We start from the raw sequence: 17,321 nt of genomic DNA on the forward strand, positions 1-17,321 counted from the left end.
TTCTACTTTTTGAGTTTTTGAGCAACAGCTTGCCTGACATTCAAAGGTGGCTACTTTTAGCTGCGCTCATTTTTTAGTCTAAACTACAGTATTTCAAGTTACCATAAATAAAATTGACCGGATTATTAATTTCATGGGCAATTCCTGCAACTAACTGGCCTAAACTTGACATTTTCTCTGCTTGAATTAGGTGTGATTGCGTTTCCTGAAGTTCACTCAAGGCTTGCTTTAAATGTTGTGCTTGAATTTGGGATAAATAGGTCAGTTCTTTCTGAACCTCTAGTGATGCTTGAAGCTCATTTTTCTGCTTAGTTAATTCTTCTGTAAGGCTTTGAACTTCCCGAAGAGCTGTTTGGCTAGTTTGTTGCAAAAACAAAAAATCGGGAGTCAGATCGTGGATTGCAAAGTCTTTCAACTTAACCGCTAATTTCAATAGTAGGCTTGAGTCGGGAGTCCACACCGAGGAGATAAAGAGGATCACGTCATCGTCTTTTAGATAGACCATTTGCCCCTTTAATCGTAGAGAGTTATGTTGGGATTCCAGAATAAATAATGATTTGATTTTTTTCTGAATCGTCAAAAAGTCAAATGCGATCGCTGGCTGATGAATTTGAAAATGTCGATCTATCTGTTCACCTAATAATGGTATTTGATGAGTCCGTTGCAATACATCCCCAACTTGGACAATCTCTAGATTTTGATTAAATCCTATATGAAATGGAAATATATCGCAAAACATCTGGGGATTCAGTGTATAGAGCGGCTTAGTCATGAATCACTTACAGTCTATTCTGATCTGTACTCAATACGAAATGTGTCACGATCAAATCCTTCTTCACGGGATTGAGTTTGTGTGATATCAACTTCTGTCTGGAAGCGATCGCCCAAACCTTTGACTAACCCGACTACCATTGGTGCCAGACCTTCCCGTGTAGAGCGATAATGCAGCTCTATCACATCTTCGGCAACTTCTGTAGATTCAAAAGATGGTGGTCGCAACTTAGGGAATTGCACCCCAATCCGAGTATGTAAATCATCTAGATTTTCGAGAAATTCTGGTAATGTATCTCCAGCCATATCTAGTATTTCTTGATAACCCGCACTAGCAGTATATTTAACCCAGTATTCGCCAAAATCCTGCATAATTTGTGCGCCAGAAAAGCCCAGCACTTCACTAGCAGATTTCACTAGACGATGAGTTAAATCATCAGGATAAGCTTCTAAAATGAGAAATTGCTCGTCTAGGACTTGCGCTTTCTGCTTAATTTTTTCCCAAGTAGCTTCATCAAAATGCTCGCATACCATCTCTTGAATCGCACGATTAATTAAACCATACATTTCAAATTCCTCCACTTATACGGGAATTTATCGTTATAAAATAAAAACAAATGATATAAAGTCAGTTTCTTGACTGTAGAATTTACACCGATCGAAATTTCGTGTATCATATCACAATTTTCTGTACGATAGATAGTTAGTCATCATTTTGTGTCTTTACCTAAATATTTAGTAAAGTTAAATATTTCCACTTAAATATAAAATTGTTGTAGGCTGGGTAGATCCGCCAGAGTTATTTTTGAGGATTTGTTGGGTTGAGCGAGCTCTTACCTCTTTTTTGCCGCAATCACAATAAATTCCTATTAGGGATTGAAACACTGAGGCTGTCGTCTCTCAGGGTTCGACACTGTACGGTCTTACCAACCAGATATCCCAAAATAGGATAAGGTATTAGTTACTGAATTTTTAGAACCACGTAAATCAACAAATGAGTCGATGTAACCCTGAAGCGAATTCTCCCAGCATCTTAAAAAGCAAGGCGACTAGCACTGTTGGTCGTGGAAAAAAAGCTAATCTCAATACCAACTTGAATTTTTCTGCATGGAGTGACGAATACGTTACTTGATATCTCGGCGGTAGTCTCCAGCAATACGGCAATTGGGAGCAACCTACTGTCATCGTTTCAGATGGAGCTTACGGTATTCTTGGGTTTGAAGGAGACACGTCTGTTGCAAATTTGCTGTTCTTTGAGTTGTATCTTCCGGCTCTAAAACAAGATAATCCGGCGGATTGTGATAGTGGGTATCTCTCGCTACAGCTACCGATAAACCAGAGACAACGCACACATCAAGAATGCGAGGCTTGCCATAGATGATTTTATCGGGTAGCCATGCCAGGATAGCAACGTGAGTCCGATCGAACCTAAACTGATTCTGACTATCCTTGAAACGTACTGTTATCTCTGTTGCTAATGGGAACCAGGCTTGAATTTCTAATCCTGGCGTTGGTTGAACTATACCCGCAAAAATAGTATCTGGAAATCCCGGATATTGCCTCTGCCACGTGCCAAATTCAGCAAACTCATTTTGTTGATTCAAGAATTCAACTGTGTTAAATTCGATTAAATTTCCCACTAACGGTGAAAGTTTGGAGATTACTTTAGAGAGGTTCACCGCTGCATTTACGGTGACAGGTTTAGATACATCTAAAACGTCGAAAGTGTTACCCGATAAGCGATCTAGATATTGGGATGCAAGTCTGATTGCATCTTGCGTATTCATATCTCGCTCTCACAAGATGCTTCAGATATTTTTTGTGAAATTTTCCTAATAATATCGCAAGGATCTACACCAATTACATGAGCAACTAACAGAAACTCAATTACATCTAAACGTCGTTCACCGTTTTCATATTTGGCTACGAAAGACTGGGGCTTTTTAAGAGATTTAGCAACAGACTCCTGAGTTAGTTGCGCTTCTTTACGAGCCGCAATCATACAGCAACGGAAGGTTTCATATTCATAGCTAAAAACAGATTTCATTATACTTTGGGTTTAGCACTGCATCTCCCCTAGATATAATAAACCTGTTTTTTGATTATCCCAAAATTAGGATATTTAAATCTGTTAAAAATCCATAGTAATGACAATTGCAAAAAATTAATCGCAATTCTGAGAGTGGCAGCTATCTTTACTTGCGGCCCTCAGTGCTACCATAATTTTTTTTGTCATCCTTGGGTTTAGCAACACCATCAGGTTGTTTCTTTGGCTTTTTGATTTCTTTGTTGCTTTTTCTTTCTTTGGACATGATCGTTCCTCAATTTTGACTCAGCATAACATAGATTGACACATCTGCCTAACTGCCAGTAGAGGGGGCGATCGTATACAGATATTACTCGCTGTTAGTTTTGTACAATCTGCTGTATATTATCCCCTAGGTTTTGAGCGAATAGCCTCTATCGTTAGGTCGATCGATAAATCCCTCAGAAGTAGAATGTCTGAAAATTACTTTTAACCCCGATCGACTAAAGGAAATCTTGAAAAGCGCGATCGTAGAATAGCAGCGACACAATAGAGAATAATTCTCGCTTATTAAGCTGTTCCATATCTAATTTTAATGAAAGATGACAGTAGATAAAATATGGAGCTACGACTAGACCAGCCTTCGCCCCACCTGGCGCGAACACAACGAACAAATTTGCAGTCTTAGTTCAAAAAAGCTGTTCGCCACAGTTGACAATAAGGAGATTAATTAATTATAAATAATGAAAAAAAGTGTCAATAAATTAGTAATTTTTTAGGTGGTAGCCATAACACATAAGCATATTGGTGTGTAGAGGGATAGTCCGAGCATATATAATCAATGCACGACAGAAGTGAAAAAGGTAATTATACAAAAGTTACCCATGAATATATAGAGTTGTTAATGCAAGACTTCTGATAGCTTTTGAGTGCCAACCTTAGAATAAGGGTTTCAGGGCGATCGTATAAACGCAAGCAACGCTTACCGAGGCATAAAAGCTTTCAACGGAAAATCAAGGGTTTCAGACTACGGCATAAAAACTTTCTGGACTATTGAAAAAGAACAAAGTATACTTAAAAATATAAAGTTAATTTTCAGCTTTCTTTAAAGTGCGATCGCATCCGTTCCGTGTGATATAAAATACTTATAAAAAGTGAGTATTTATAGATAAATTTCCCCTATTAGGAATCTGACAACAATGGAAGTAACCGAGCTGCTCAAAGAGTACGAAAATGGAAACAGAGACTTTGCTGGCGCAAACCTCAGCGGAGCGAACCTCAGCGGAGCCATCTTGGTCGGGATAAATCTTTCGAGGGCTAACCTGTCGGGAGCTAACCTGAGTCGGGCGCATCTGAGCAAAGCAGAACTCAACGACGCAAACCTTTACAGAGCAAATCTGAGTTTTGCCAAAATGGGCCAAGTCAGACTAGCGGACGCAGAGCTAACGAAAGCCAATCTCAGCGGAGCTTTCCTCGTCAAAGCGAAACTGCCCAGGACAAAGTTGAGTGGCGCCCAACTCATAGGTAGCAACCTGCGGAGTGCCATCCTCTGGAACGCCAATTTGTGTACAGCCGACCTGCAATTCATCAACCTGCGGGGCGCGAATCTCACGGGAGCAAACCTCAACTGGGCAAACTGCGGGGGGGCAAAACTTAGCGGTGCAAGGCTTTTTGGCGCTCAACTAACAGGCATCTATCTCAGGAAAGCTTACATCAACGGCATCGACCTGAGCAGGACGGATCTCAATGGCGTCAACCTGAGCGAAGCCAAACTGAACGGGGTAAGCTTGGAAGGCGCGAACTTGTTAGCTGCCAATCTCAGCGGGGCTCAGTTGCGGGGCGTCAAGTTGATGGGAGCAGATTTAACCAGGGCAAATCTGGTGGGAGTTTCTTTGGTGCAGGCAAACCTCGATTGGGCTAGGCTGTGCTATGCAGACTTGAGCGAAGCCGATTTGAGCGGGGCCACATTCATGGGAGCCAACTTTGAGGGTACTCAGTTAGGCGGCTCGACAATGCCCGCATCTGTGAGCCATGATGCCTACTTACCTGCGGGGGGTGGTGTCCCAGCTTAGTCAGCGGCAAAAATCAATTTCGCATCCGAGTCGGCGGCTCTGGCATTGGTTTAACTTTTGATGCAGATATCATTACTTTTGTGAGAGTGCTGCACCGGCAAGAAATTCACCCATATTTGCGAAAGTTTGTAGCATCACAATTGAGCTCACCCAATTAATTTCGCGACTCGCAAAGCAGAGGTAATAGCTCCTTCGTGCAAACCATTCCCCAAATAAGCTCCCGCATGATAAGTGTTGTTCTCGCCATTAGTCTCGATAACTTCATCTCGATATCGAAAAGACTCGACAGTGTACAGCGGCGTGTGATGTTTCTGAATGTGAATAATGTCCTTTTTGGCGATCGACTCCTCCAGTTGAAACGCTAAGCTGTACTCTCGTGGCGAGGAGATGCCGCAAAGCTGATTCAAGCTAGCATTATATCCCCATCCCTTGTCCGTCTCGAAAAAATCAAATTCTGATAAATTGCGGATACCGTAGCGATCGTACATTGATGTATCCGAATGCAGCACAGTCGTTGCATAATTGCCTTTCCACGCCGAAAACCGCTTCGTTTCCGCATCCGTCGGATCGGACAACAGCCTCATCACTTGGTCTGGTGGCATCGCAAAAACCACCTTATCAAATTCCTGACTCTCCCCATTAGAAAGCACAATTTGTACAGCATCAGCACTTCTGAAAGTCTGGGCAATCTCCACATTCAGCCGTATATCGCCCTTAAACCGCTCCAGAATCTTTTCAATGTAAGAATACACCCCGCCTTTAATCCTCACCCAGTTGACCGAGGCATATTCGCGCAGAACAGGCAGCGCTAATTCCGACGGAAAATTGTCGAGCGATTCAAACGGTATCGAGTAGCTGTACATCGTCAGCAACTTCAGCCAATAATTGCGGATGCACGAGCTTTTCAAACTCTGAGAAAGTGGCATATCGTAGAAATCGTGCTGTTTAGCAAACCGCATTTTTAAAATAAATGCAGCCGAACGAGCGTAGATACTATCGAGCCGCAAATACTCGATCAGGCGTTGGATTCCGGTAAAATTTTTCCGGATCGAAACCTTAGACAAAAAGTGATCGCCATCTTTAAGAAACAGCGCGGAACCAATCTGCACGGGTTCTAATTCAACGTCTAGCTCCTGCATAAAAGCCACGAAATTGTAAAACACAGTGGGAAATTCCAGCACCCCATTTTCTAATATTTCATTGCACTCCGATTGATTGGGCGCAACATTTTTGTTGAGCGTCCGAATGTGTCCGCCTAAAATCGGCTGCCTTTCCAAAACAGTGACGTGATGCCCCTGTTTATCGAGCCAGTAGGCTGCTGCCATACCGCTCGCTCCGCCCCCAACAATTGCAATTTTCATAGTTAACTCCTAAATTGATACAAGAAAGAAGACCCTTCGGCTTCGCTCAGGGTAAAAAGAAGGAAGAAGGAAGAAATGATCGTTCCCAGGTAGAACCTGAGAACGCATTTCACTCTTGCTCTCCGTCGTCATTTTTAAAAGGAGGCAGAGCCTCCAGAAATTCATTGCTTAGCTCTGCCAAGAAACGAGATAAACAGGAAAATAACCAACGGCCAATTTTCCTTAGCCTAAAATCGCATCGCCGGATAAACGTTGATAAAGCAGCGCCCCCGTCCAAAATGTCGGCGCAAAGCCTGGATAGCCCGAGGAGGCGTTGCAGAAATAGAAATTGTTGAGGGATGTTTCATGATTTAGTCGATCGACTCCCATGTTGCGGGGCGTCAGGTTGGAACCGTAGGAATTACCGTTAGGACACCAACAGAAGCGCTCGTTAGTCGTCGGACTTCCGGTAATATGAAAGACCATGTGTTTGCGGAAATTCGGAACATAGTCTTTTTCAACAACATCTAAAATCGAGTCCAGAATCTCTTGTTTCTTCTGTCTGTAAGCTTTGCGATCGCTCTCCCAAAGCTGTTTAAAATAGCTGTAATTAGCAACAGTCAAAAATTCGACAATTTGACAATCTTCTGGGCAATCCCGCCGCGCTTCCGTCAGTAAAGTTGGCGTTGTAATTGCAAAGCTCGGACGAGAAAAATCATTGTGGTCATACATTTGAGCAAACGCTTCATTTAGATCCAAATGTTCCGAATGAAACGTATTCCACTTGCCAAATCCATACTCTCGGAGATCGATATCTTTGACAACGCAGTACACCATGTAGTTAGATGCAGAATACTCATAGTTGAGTTTGCGCCGCACAGCTTTAGAGAACAGTTCCTCTCCAATCATCTTGGCCGCTCTTTTCGGGTCAAGGTTGCAAATCACCGTTTCGCCCGTAAATTCATGGGTTTGATGCGTGGTCAAATCCATCGCTTCAACTCCCGTTACTGTTCTGTTTGTCACCCTAAAATTCGTGACTTCATGGTTTAGTAGAACTTTCCCCCCGTTGGATTCAATGACTTTAACTAAAGAATTGATGACATCTTCAAAATGCTGCGTCGGGTAAAATGCACCTTCTTGATAGCCTCTAAACAAGGCAATCCAAGCATAGAAAGAAAGCTGATTTGGGGGCAGCAAAAAGTCCGGCCATTGCAGGGCTAATAGGGTTTGGGCGGCTTGCGGGAGTTGGAACTTGTCGAAAACGTCCTGAAGCGTGCTGTTGAGGTGTTGGACAGCACAGAATACGTCACCGAAATTTTTGAGCAATTCAATTGGTTTGACGGGAGGAGCAAGTTTTCTGAGTCCCTCGCCGGTTTTCTCAACTTCGTTGACGAATTGGCGAATTCTATCGCCCGCTTCGGGAAACAGCGCCGACAATCTGCGGATCAGTTCCTCTGGTTCCGAGGGAATATCCAGCGCATACCCAGGCATTCTCATGTGGTCGTACCCATTCGGATCGTACCGCTCAAACGTGACATCTCGATCGAGACCGAGTTTTTTGAGAACTCGATTGACGGTATGTCCTTCGCCGCAGTCCCAAACGTAGTGGAATTGGGCATTAAACGTGTATTTGTTGGCCATCGTAAAGGTGTGACCAAAACCTCCCGGATGTTCGTGAGCTTCGAGGATGTGCACGGTTTTGCCGGAGTTTGCCATCAAAGCTCCGAAAACCAGTGCTGATAAACCACTGCCGACGATGAGGTAATCTGTTGTCATGGGAAATTTCCTCGATCGATTGAATGGGGCGATCGTTGTCTATTTAAACTAACTATCAATTCTGAGAAAATTCTGAAGTCCAGCAACAATTTTTTGAGGCGCGCTGATTTAAGGATTGTATTAAAGTCTGAGTACGGTTGCTGTTAAGCTTAATCAAGCTGTTGCGGATAGAATTTATAGCTGCGGAGGCGGACTGGAAAGCCCGCCACACAAGGGAAGAAACCGGGTTTATACCTGTGTTGGTAACTCTTAAGGCATAGAGTAGCCTACCTAATTAGGACGATTTTAATTAGAGGCGCGCTCGCTTATTTGTGCGGCACAATCACATCAAAAAAAGCATCCTCCAAATCATAACCAAACATCTGCGACATGGCCATCAACTTCGATTTACTGGGGATTCCCTGCTGATTCAACCAATCAGTCAACACAAAAATTTTGTTCATCAAAAACATTTCCAAAGCTTCAGGATTGTACTGAATACCTTGGGTTCGGTGGAACTGGTGCGGCACCAACATCGCGGCATAGCGCGCCAATTCTCCCGCTTTCCAATCCAGCAAAAAGGGCAGCCAAGGGTAACAAGCATCCAAGCGAATAAACCACAGCCGCACTTCGGGAATTTCCGAAATTTCTCGCGGATCTAACTCTTCGCGGGGATACTCAATTTCAAATTGTAGCTGTTGTTCGTTTTGGGCGATCGCTCCTTCGGCCAGCCACTTTTCAATCGCAGTCCGCACCGGAGACAAATCTAAACTGTTTATGCGATCGGCATCTATCGCTATCATAATACTCATAAAAAGTCAACCTTATAGCATTAAGTTTTATCTATAATACCACCAATTACCAATCACCAATCACCAGTTATATCAAATCTGTTAAATCCCGTAAACTAGAACTGTTGCAGGCCTTGGCAAAATATCTTGAAAGGCATCGGCGTTAATCCCCGTTAATCAGCGGTTTCCCTCTTGCATCAAAGATTTATGCAATCTTTTCTACTACTCGTTGCCGAAGCATTACCCATTTTTCCCAAACTTGCTATCTTGCAAAGAATTACCAATCCCCTGGATAATTCCCCGCCCGATTAAACCAATTCCCCGCCCTATAACCTGAGTCAAAACGTAAACAACCCCAGCACCCAACAGTGAAATAACCGCGCGAACTCTAGGTGCGATCGCATCCCTGGTTTCCAGCAGCAAAGTCAAGGCTAACTGCCACCCAGAAAGCTGTGCTAACTCCAGATTTCGCGGAGCGTAAATAGAAATTCTATTAATTCCAGAATCGCCCAAAACAAACAGCCAAAACCTGCTTTCAAAAATAGCTTTCGGCTCCACAAAATAGCTATCCCAGCGATATCTCCACGACAAATTATTGCGAAACCGCTCAATTTCTCGTGTCGAAATCAAGTTACCATCGTAAAATATTTGCTTGATTTCCTCAATATTCGCCAAATTATTTAGCAGAGGCTGTACCACTCCGCTAGCAACTTGAATTGCCAAATTTTCCAACAAAGCTTCAGCTCGCTGCATCGCTTCCGGGCTGCCAGCAACACAAGAAGCATTGTCAACTGTTAGAGGAATTTCAAATAGCAAATGTGCAAACAAATCAACTGTCATCGGTATTTTGTCAAGGATTTCGGCTGCAACTACATCAGCATCTGCCAGCAGCACCGGCACAACTTCTACGCCGCTGCCTGCCAAGATATCAGCAGCGTTTCCCCCTTGAGTTTCTGCCAGTTTCAAGCTGGTTTGACTGCCATCAAAAACCCCATTTTCTCCCGTTTGCAGTGTATAGTATCTGCCAAAAAAATCTATAATTGTCGCCTCCCACAAATCCCGTAAGATAGCAGGCATTTTTTGCGACAATTGAGTTTGCTGCACTTGCGAAAAGCGCAATTCTTCCAGCAAGTCTTCTAACTTCCGCAGGATGGAACTCATCAATTCGCGCTTTTTGGTCGATCGCAAAATATCTATTTCCAAAGGCAAGCCAGTCAAATTCACCAAATCAAACTGCAATTTAGCTGCCGCCGAGTCAAACAAGCTAGCTTGCCAATTAGTTGCAACCGCCAAAGCTTCAGCCGAAACTTGGGAATTCGCTACTTGCAATTGAGAACTATTTAACAAATTCTCCCGTCTTCCTTCTCCCGTCTTCCTTCTCCCGTCTTCCTCTTCATTCTTTCCTCCAACCTCTTCCCTTAAGCCACCTCCGTTAAATCCGTTGCCGAACTTCCTCCTTCCCTCTGCCTTCTCCCCTTTTCCTTCAAATAATAACTGACTGACAATCCAACGAGCGGCCAGCAATTCTCTGCGACGCCCGCTGAGTACAACCCCATCTAAAATAGAGGGCAAATCAGTCGGATCTGCGGCTCTAACCTCTTGCAAATCAGCTTTGACAACCGCCAAAGCTGCATCTATTTCCCGCAGTCCAGACAGACAAAAATAAGCCAGCATTTTTTTGTGTACTGGCGTATCAACTGTCGGCTCATCTGCATTTTTATCGGCAATTGCTGCCGAGTTTTCTAGTGTTTGAACAACCGCTGCATTTAGTTCTATTTCCGGGTTAGTTGCCGCATCCGTCGCCCAATAAGTGCGACCCGATGCCACCGCGCGAATAGCTTCCATTGTCAGGGAAATATCTCTACCTTTAGGACAATACCCATTCGCGCCGGCAGCTTGTACCTCCGCCAACTGCTCCGGTGTCAGCGGCCCGCCTAGCAGCAACAGTGGCAGGTTGGGGTACAAATTTTTGAGTTCGCGACAAAATGCCAGCGCCTCTGTTTGACCCGATCGCCAATTTAAAGTCTCAACAGCCAAAATGGTCAAATCAGCAGGCTTCTTGGCTGTTCCAGAGTCGATCGAGCGAGCTTCTAGAATCCCCAAAGCCTCGGTTTCCGTTGAAACCTCTGCGACAACTTCCAAGTCTGGATACTGCTCGCAAGCAACTCGCAGCCCCAGCCGGAAAATGGGGTCGCCATCGATCGACAGCAGTTGGAAATTACTCACTCGATTTTACATTTGAGATTTTAGAGTTCGATCGCGCCAAAACCCAATTACTCGGGGATCAAATTACCATCCGGAGGCCCAGCCGATTCAGGAATCGAGGGCGGCGCGGGTTCCGGTGCCGGAGCCGGAGGAGCAGGTTCCGGAGCCGGAGCCGGGGCCTCTTCTCTCGCGGGCGGATAGTAAGGTTCCGGCTCCCTCGCGGGCGGATAGTAAGGTTCCGGTTCCGGCTCCCTCGCGGGCGGATAGTAAGGTTCCGGTTCCCTTGCGGGCGGATAGTAAGGTTCTGGCTCGGGAGCCGGGGCCTCTTGGCTCGCGGGCGGATAGTAAGGCTCGGGAGCCGGAGCCTGCTCCGCAGGAGGCGCGTACTCCTCTTGTCGGGGAGCCGGCGCGTACTCCTCCTGTTGCGGAGCCGGCGCGTACTCCTGTTGCGGAGCCGGCGCGTAATCGCGAGCGGGTTCCGGCGGCGGTGCACTGTTGGCTCTAAGTTCAGCACTCCAGCGCCCGATCGCACCTGCAGCCTCTGAATACAGCGCCCTACCGTAACCGATTTGGGAAGCCGTATCGATCGCCGCTCCTAGACTGCCTTGAGACGCCAATTCCGAAGCTCGATCCAGAATCGGTCGGTCTTGAGCAACTTGCAGTTCGCTCACCCACTGATAGACATTATCCTGAGCTTTGGCGTACAAAGTCCTACCGCTCTTAATTGCCGAAGCTTTTTCAATAGCAGCGCTAAGTTTTCCTTGCTTTGCCAGGGCGATCGCTTCATCCAAAAAAGGCTGATCTTGAATAACTTCTATGCGTTTGGTCCACTGAGCCAAAAGAGTTTGCGCTTCTATTCTGCGGGGGCGGTTTTGAGCGATCAGAACTACCTGAGCGATGCCGCCCTTGAGTCCTTCAACCGTTTGCGGCTCTGCCAACTGCTTTGCCAGGGTCAGAAAAGATTGGTCTTCGATCCGCTGAATTTCCCGGCGCCAAGTAGCCACCAAAGTTTGAGCGTGAACCCGCCGCGGCTGCTTGAGTCCGATGGTTTGCGCTTGCTCGATCGCGAGTCTAAACGTCCCTATCTGACCGACACTAGCGATCGTACTCGCCACTTGCAGACGCAGCAAATCTTGAAACTGCACCTGCAAATTTTCAATTTGAACTTGAGCTTGCTTGTACAGAGGGCGACCCGGAGCAATTTGGCTAGCAGCCCCCTGCCCTTCCAGCAAGCTAAAAACGTGTTGCGGCAGCGGAGTTGATATCGACTGGTTCCAGGTCACTGCCTGAGCTCTACCCAACTGCATCAAATCTTGAGCTTCCGCAAACAGCGGCGAATCCTGCGGCACCACAGAAGCCGCCTCGATCGCCCCCGGCAGGTCTTTCGCCCCCAACCGCTTAGTAGCCATTGCCAGCAAAGTCCGGCTCCAGCCCTCAATTTCCTTCTCAGCTTTAGCGCGGGCAAAAAGCTGCGAGTCTATTTTGCGAGCCAGGACGATCGCCTCAGCGAACTTTTGCGGAGTTCCGTCCTGCGCCAAATCTCTAGCCTCTTGCAAGCGCTGCCAGCCGTTTCTTTCTAAAGAAATCTGCTGGATCAGCTCGTTGTACCGTTTCTGACTCCAGAAAACATTTTCCAGCTTAAACAGAGCTTGAGCATAATCCCAAGCCTTCCTTAAATCCTCACTTTTCAAAGCTGCTAGGGCTGTATCGTAGAGTTTTTGGCCCTCCTGCCAATTTTTTTCCCAAGCAGTCACAGCCTCCTGTACCTCTGGGTAAGACGGACTGGTTTTCGGAATTTTCGCCACAATCTCCAGAGCGCCTTTCAAATCGCCCAGCTCAATTTTTGCCCTGGCAAATCCCAGAATGGCTTTCGACCATTCTCCTATCAAATGTTGACCCTGGGAGTATAGCGGATGTTCTTTCGGCCAAGCCTGCACCAGCGCCATTGCCGATTCTAGCTGTTCTAGCTTGCCCGACTTAGCTGCTTGCTGAGCGCAGTAAAGTCGCTCTCCATCCGCTGCCAGTGGCGACAGTTGCTGGCAATTGGGCGGCGGCGGCATCGTCAGCAACCACAGAAATGCAGCGGCCCCCGTTACTCCAAATCCCACCAGGAGACTCAGCCAGATAAGTTGCCACTGCCAAAAAGTTCTTTTTCCCTCGGTCGGCTGCGCCGTTACTGAGGAACTCGCATCGCCTGTCGCCTGTGCACTGAACTGTGCCGTCGGTTTGGGGGATGGGTTGTATTGCGGTGGTGTGTGGAATTGGTCAGATTGTCGTCTCGCCATTACTTCAGCCTGTCCTGTAATGCGCACTAGAATGTGACACTCCCACATCAAATCATAGATTGTGATGTCGGCTTCTGACTCCTGTTAAGGAGATCGAGAACTTCCGTTCAAGGTACTGGCAATCTTTCCCTCTACGGCGTTTTATAGTGAGGTTCGTGTCTGGCCCCACTGGTTGCTTCTGAGCATTTTCGGTTCTCGAAGCACGTAAATCATACCAGTTATCAAACAGTTATTCACAGATCCCGCAGCCGTTTAGCAAAAAAAACAGTATAAAGCCCCCGTCAGTCGATCAATTTTAGATTTTAGATTTTAGATTTTAGATTTTAGATTTTACTCCGCAGATAAAGTTGAAGGGGTTTAAGTAAGGTCTAATCATAAATTTGGGTCATAAATTCCTTTTATTAAGACTCAGCGCTTGAAACGGGAACTACACAAAACAAACTTTCGTCCACTCCAAGCGGACTAAAAAATCTAGGGGGTACAAAAGCCCAATTTTTTCTAAACTCTTACGTGTAGGGGGTAGAACGGATTTTTTTTGTTTAGTCGAATTTATTCCCGATCGCCAAGTTTGGCGATCGAGTTTTACTCTTCTCTACTGTGCCAAATTCAGGCGGGAGACGGCAAAAAAACTGATCGAGCGCAGCTAAATACTTAAATCATTTTATACGACCTACAGGTCGAGCCAAAAGATCGGTTTTGCTTCCAACAGCAGCGACTTTATCGGTTACGAAGCCTTTGGCGTATCGCTGACACTCGATGCTTGCGCTGCGGACTCTGCCGTTCGATAACCGTAGAAATCTATCCGGTAGTCTACTATTTTGACACCTGTTTGCTGCTGGATTTGTTCGATCAATTCGATCGGCAGTTCCACATGAACGTCGAGAATCTGAGTCGTATCCAGACAGTTGACGTGAGAGTGAGAATCGCTGACATTGCCGTACAAGCGTCCCTCCGAGCGTTCTATGCACTCAATAATCCCTTCTCTCGACAAAGCTTCTAGATTTTGATAAACCGAAGTATGCCCGATCGAATGCGCTTGTTGGTTGAGGCGATCGTAAATTTCGCGAGCCGAGAGGTGTTCTTTTGCCTCCCACAAAAGTTCTAGAATAAATCGACGCTGGCGGCTCAAGCGCATTCCCATCGCCTGACAGCGATTTAAAGCATCTTCTAATGAACGAATTGGTTTCACAGCTACCGCCTTATAAAGCCTGCTCGATTTTTAATTCAGGTACAATATTGCACGCCCACATATTTACTAATTCTAACGCAGGGTTACCCAACAGTAGAAGGTAGAGGGCAAAAATTTCGACTGAGTGAATTTTTTCGAGTTGCTGCTCAACTCATGCTGCCAGCACCCACCAGAAAATTATCCGCCTCAAAAATATTGCTTTGACTCTATCTTCTACTGCAACAAGTCCTAGTTTGAGGGTGTTCTGAGGGCGTTAACGAGTAACTTGGCGATTTCCGAGAGTTGCTTTTTGTTGAAGGTTTTGAGCAAAAGCTTGACTACCGCCTTCGGTTCGGCGGGAAGTGCTACTTGCTTGGACGCTGCTGCTGGGGCTGTTGGGGCGCTTTCCTCTGCTGGTTTTGGGCTTGCTGCCAAAAGTAGCAAATTTTTACTCGGAGCGATCGCCTTGACTTTCCCCCCTTGCACCAAATCCCCTGCTTCTTTGAGTTCTTTGATAATCAGCGGAGCTAAGACTTTATAAGAGTTTTTGGGATTAACGATCGCCGCTCTAGCTGTTTTCACTAAATTTTGCCAAGTCTCAATTTTACCTCCCAACTTATAGAGGCGAACGCAAACAGCCGTCAACTCGGAGCGACTAGCAACCGATTCTTTCTGCTTGAACACCTGCAACATTTCTTTAAGCAAAGTCATCACTTCAACAGCAAAATTTGCCGGCACAGCGCCCGCTGTTCGAGCGGCGGGCGCACCAGACCCAGCAGCAACCGCCTGCACTTTGCCCGACGCCAATTTATTGAGGTGAGTTTCGAGTTGAGCAAAAACAGGCATCACCTGCTGGACGAGTTTTTCTCCCTCTTCATTCCTCAAGCCGAAAGGCCCCTCCAGTCGCCCCAGCAAGTCCTTAAGCGTATCAACTCCCTTTAAAAATAGGGATTCTGCCGTTTGGTCAACCTGCTTGACGGGCCCGTCCTTGAGCACCTTAAAACAATCTTCCAAGCGGTGAGCGGTTGTTTTAATACTATCTAAACCGAGCATTGCCGCCCCTCCTTTCACGGAATGGGCGGCTCGAAACATCTCTTGGACGCTTTCGGGGTCTTTCATCGTGGACTTCAAATCCACTAAACCATTTTCTAGAGTATCGAGGTGCTCCTTAGCCTCCTCTATAAACAAACGCATAATTCGGTCTTGCTGATCTGACACGACAGTCCTCCTAACAATCTCAGCACCCTCCAGAAAGCACCCTGTTCGCGGGAGAAAACGCGACTCATGGCTAAAGTCGGAAGCTCCCATGCAAAACATTCTAGCCTGCCTCAGCTAGCAGACTCAAAATATTGGTGTCGGGGCAGTCTTAACTCTAAAACTGGTGCGGTGGAGATTGAGTCTAGAGTTCTGAGGGAGTATCTGGAGCGATTTCAATGCCCATTCCTTCTTTCATCATCTGCTGATCTGTAATCAAATCGCTCAATTCCTTGACTTCGACGCCGATATTTTGGCAAGCCTGTTTCAGTTCCCGCTCGAAGGTGTTGAGGTCGCCTCCGTAGCCGCAAAGCTCAGCGGCTGTGGCGATTCCTTGTTGGGCGTTAGCTTTGGCGCAGTCGATCAATTCAATGCCTTTGAGGGGTTGGGAGGATGCCATAATTTCAAACCGCAATTTATCTTTTCTCCCACTGTACCTAGAACGTTGAGGTCGATCGATCTATCGAAAGGCATGAAAAAGCCTGGCTGTGCTGCGTGCTACCAATTCATACCTATTTTTTGGGAGTTCCTGCGAAGATGGCAGTAGTTGAGATTTTCTAACCCTTACTGTGCGTAAATTACACTAGATTACTGTGAAAAATGTTTCCCAATCTAAAATTCACTGGGTTTGGAGCGTCCGGCACCGCGTGTTTGTGTCTGTTCTGTTTGCTATGGCAGTTGCTGTGTTGCTGCCGCCTGATTATCTCCCCCTGACTCGGACGCTGTGCATTTGGAACGCGGGCGCGGTCAGTTTTCTGATTTTGACTTGGATACTGATGCTGCAAGGCACTCCCGAAATGATGCGCCACCACGCTCAGCAGTTGGATGCTGGCCGCTTAACAATCTTAAGTACGATCGTGGCAGCCGCTTTTGCTAGCTTGTTAGCTATCTTCTTTTTGCTGCGCGATACCAAAGGCCTGTCACCGAATTTGCTATTTCTGCACTTGGGGCTTTCTGTCCTCACAATTGTTGGGTCTTGGATGCAGGTACACACTATCTTCACGATGCACTATGCCCGCAGCTACTACAAAAACCGCAGCAAGCAGCACGGCAGCTACTTGCAGGCGGAGGGCTTGGATTTTCCGGGCGACGAGGAACCAGATTACAAAGATTTTTTATATTTCTCCTTTGGTATTGGCATGACTTGCCAAGTTGCAGACGTGCAGATCACTTCTCGTTCCACGAGGTATCTCGTGCTTTTTCACAGCGTGCTGTCGTTCTTTTTTAACACCGCTATTCTGGCTATGAGCGTCAATATTATTGCGGGATTGAGTTGACTTTATTCTGTCCCAGCGGTAAATGGAACGGGTAGTAGCCTAAATTGCCGATGGCATCGGCGATCGGCTACATATTCCAGAGTTAGATTAAAGAACCCACATTCCGCACCCCCAACTGGCACATACATTGCTTGAGGGAGTAAAAGTGAATCATCCGAGATAATAGTGAGTAAAAACACCCAAAAATCTGTGCAATGATGGTATCACCCAGTTAGGAATATCTAAAAATTGACGTGAGGGCATGAATTAAATATTCTTAAGCCATAAAACGTCAAAAATCAGACCATTAATACCAATTTCCTAAAGTCATGCTACAGATAGAGCATCTAAAATAAATTCCCATCCCGTCAAAGAAGCAATAACTTCCAACGTCAACT

At 46.0% G+C, this 17,321-nt stretch carries 14 protein-coding genes and 1 pseudogene; 3 read left to right on the top strand and 12 right to left on the bottom strand.

Features of this window, described 5'->3' with window-relative positions; translation table 11 throughout:
• Positions 1–82 precede the first annotated feature (82 nt).
• Both E5S67_RS27645 and E5S67_RS27650 read right to left on the bottom strand, forming a co-directional pair.
• Positions 83–772 (bottom strand): annotated as a pseudogene (locus tag E5S67_RS27645) (hypothetical protein); the annotation flags it as partial.
• Positions 773–786: 14 nt separating this feature from the next.
• Positions 787–1,338 carry a heme NO-binding domain-containing protein gene (locus tag E5S67_RS27650; protein ID WP_172192039.1) on the bottom strand — a complete coding sequence of 184 codons (552 nt, stop codon included), beginning with the start codon at positions 1,336–1,338 and terminating at the stop codon, positions 787–789.
• A gap of 427 nt (positions 1,339–1,765) precedes the next feature.
• Between E5S67_RS27650 and E5S67_RS32780 the strand changes: the two genes are divergently transcribed.
• The gene (locus E5S67_RS32780) at positions 1,766–1,903 is read left to right on the top strand and encodes a hypothetical protein (RefSeq protein ID WP_216670756.1); all 138 of its coding nucleotides are present in this window, start codon (positions 1,766–1,768) and stop codon (positions 1,901–1,903) included.
• A gap of 49 nt (positions 1,904–1,952) precedes the next feature.
• Here the strand turns inward: E5S67_RS32780 and E5S67_RS27660 are convergent, their stop codons facing one another.
• Both E5S67_RS27660 and E5S67_RS27665 read right to left on the bottom strand, forming a co-directional pair.
• Positions 1,953–2,558: a hypothetical protein gene (locus E5S67_RS27660; protein ID WP_246277009.1), complete on the bottom strand. Its 606-nt coding sequence runs from the start codon at positions 2,556–2,558 to the stop codon at positions 1,953–1,955.
• On the bottom strand, positions 2,555–2,818 hold the full coding sequence (locus E5S67_RS27665) for a helix-turn-helix domain-containing protein (protein WP_172192042.1): 264 nt from the start codon (positions 2,816–2,818) through the stop codon (positions 2,555–2,557). The genes E5S67_RS27660 and E5S67_RS27665 overlap by 4 nt, the downstream gene beginning before the upstream one ends.
• Positions 2,819–3,996: 1,178 nt before the next feature.
• Here E5S67_RS27665 and E5S67_RS27670 point away from each other — a divergent pair.
• On the top strand, positions 3,997–4,869 hold the full coding sequence (locus E5S67_RS27670; protein WP_172192044.1) for a pentapeptide repeat-containing protein: 873 nt from the start codon (positions 3,997–3,999) through the stop codon (positions 4,867–4,869).
• Positions 4,870–5,015: 146 nt separating this feature from the next.
• Here the strand turns inward: E5S67_RS27670 and E5S67_RS27675 are convergent, their stop codons facing one another.
• The 8 genes from E5S67_RS27675 to E5S67_RS27710 form a co-directional block, all read right to left on the bottom strand.
• On the bottom strand, positions 5,016–6,230 hold the full coding sequence (locus E5S67_RS27675) for an FAD-dependent oxidoreductase (RefSeq protein ID WP_172192046.1): 1,215 nt from the start codon (positions 6,228–6,230) through the stop codon (positions 5,016–5,018).
• A gap of 222 nt (positions 6,231–6,452) precedes the next feature.
• Positions 6,453–7,985 (bottom strand): phytoene desaturase family protein, encoded by a 1,533-nt coding sequence (locus E5S67_RS27680; RefSeq protein WP_172192048.1) that lies wholly within the window; start codon positions 7,983–7,985, stop codon positions 6,453–6,455.
• A gap of 305 nt (positions 7,986–8,290) precedes the next feature.
• Complete coding sequence (locus tag E5S67_RS27685; RefSeq protein WP_172192050.1) at positions 8,291–8,776, bottom strand: CRR6 family NdhI maturation factor; 486 nt, start codon at positions 8,774–8,776, stop codon at positions 8,291–8,293.
• A 219-nt stretch (positions 8,777–8,995) separates the two neighbouring features.
• On the bottom strand, positions 8,996–10,981 hold the full coding sequence (locus tag E5S67_RS27690; RefSeq protein ID WP_172192052.1) for a DUF3685 domain-containing protein: 1,986 nt from the start codon (positions 10,979–10,981) through the stop codon (positions 8,996–8,998).
• Positions 10,982–11,028: 47 nt separating this feature from the next.
• Positions 11,029–13,245: a hypothetical protein gene (locus E5S67_RS27695; RefSeq protein WP_172192054.1), complete on the bottom strand. Its 2,217-nt coding sequence runs from the start codon at positions 13,243–13,245 to the stop codon at positions 11,029–11,031.
• A 724-nt stretch (positions 13,246–13,969) separates the two neighbouring features.
• A complete protein-coding gene (locus tag E5S67_RS27700; RefSeq protein ID WP_172192055.1) occupies positions 13,970–14,434 on the bottom strand; it encodes a transcriptional repressor in 465 nt (154 codons plus the stop codon).
• A gap of 228 nt (positions 14,435–14,662) precedes the next feature.
• Complete coding sequence (locus E5S67_RS27705) at positions 14,663–15,730, bottom strand: Hpt domain-containing protein (protein ID WP_172192056.1); 1,068 nt, start codon at positions 15,728–15,730, stop codon at positions 14,663–14,665.
• A gap of 82 nt (positions 15,731–15,812) precedes the next feature.
• Positions 15,813–16,067, bottom strand: coding sequence for a hypothetical protein (locus E5S67_RS27710; RefSeq protein WP_172192057.1), 255 nt, complete (start codon positions 16,065–16,067; stop codon positions 15,813–15,815).
• Between the two features lie 193 nt (positions 16,068–16,260).
• On the opposite strand from E5S67_RS27710, the gene E5S67_RS27715 reads away from it, so the two are divergent.
• Entirely contained in the window at positions 16,261–16,944 is a 684-nt protein-coding gene (locus tag E5S67_RS27715; RefSeq protein WP_339382749.1) for a DUF1345 domain-containing protein, read from the top strand.
• Positions 16,945–17,321: the final 377 nt, after the last annotated feature.

Source organism: Microcoleus asticus IPMA8, from assembly GCF_013179805.1.
GTDB lineage: Bacteria > Cyanobacteriota > Cyanobacteriia > Cyanobacteriales > Microcoleaceae > Microcoleus > Microcoleus asticus.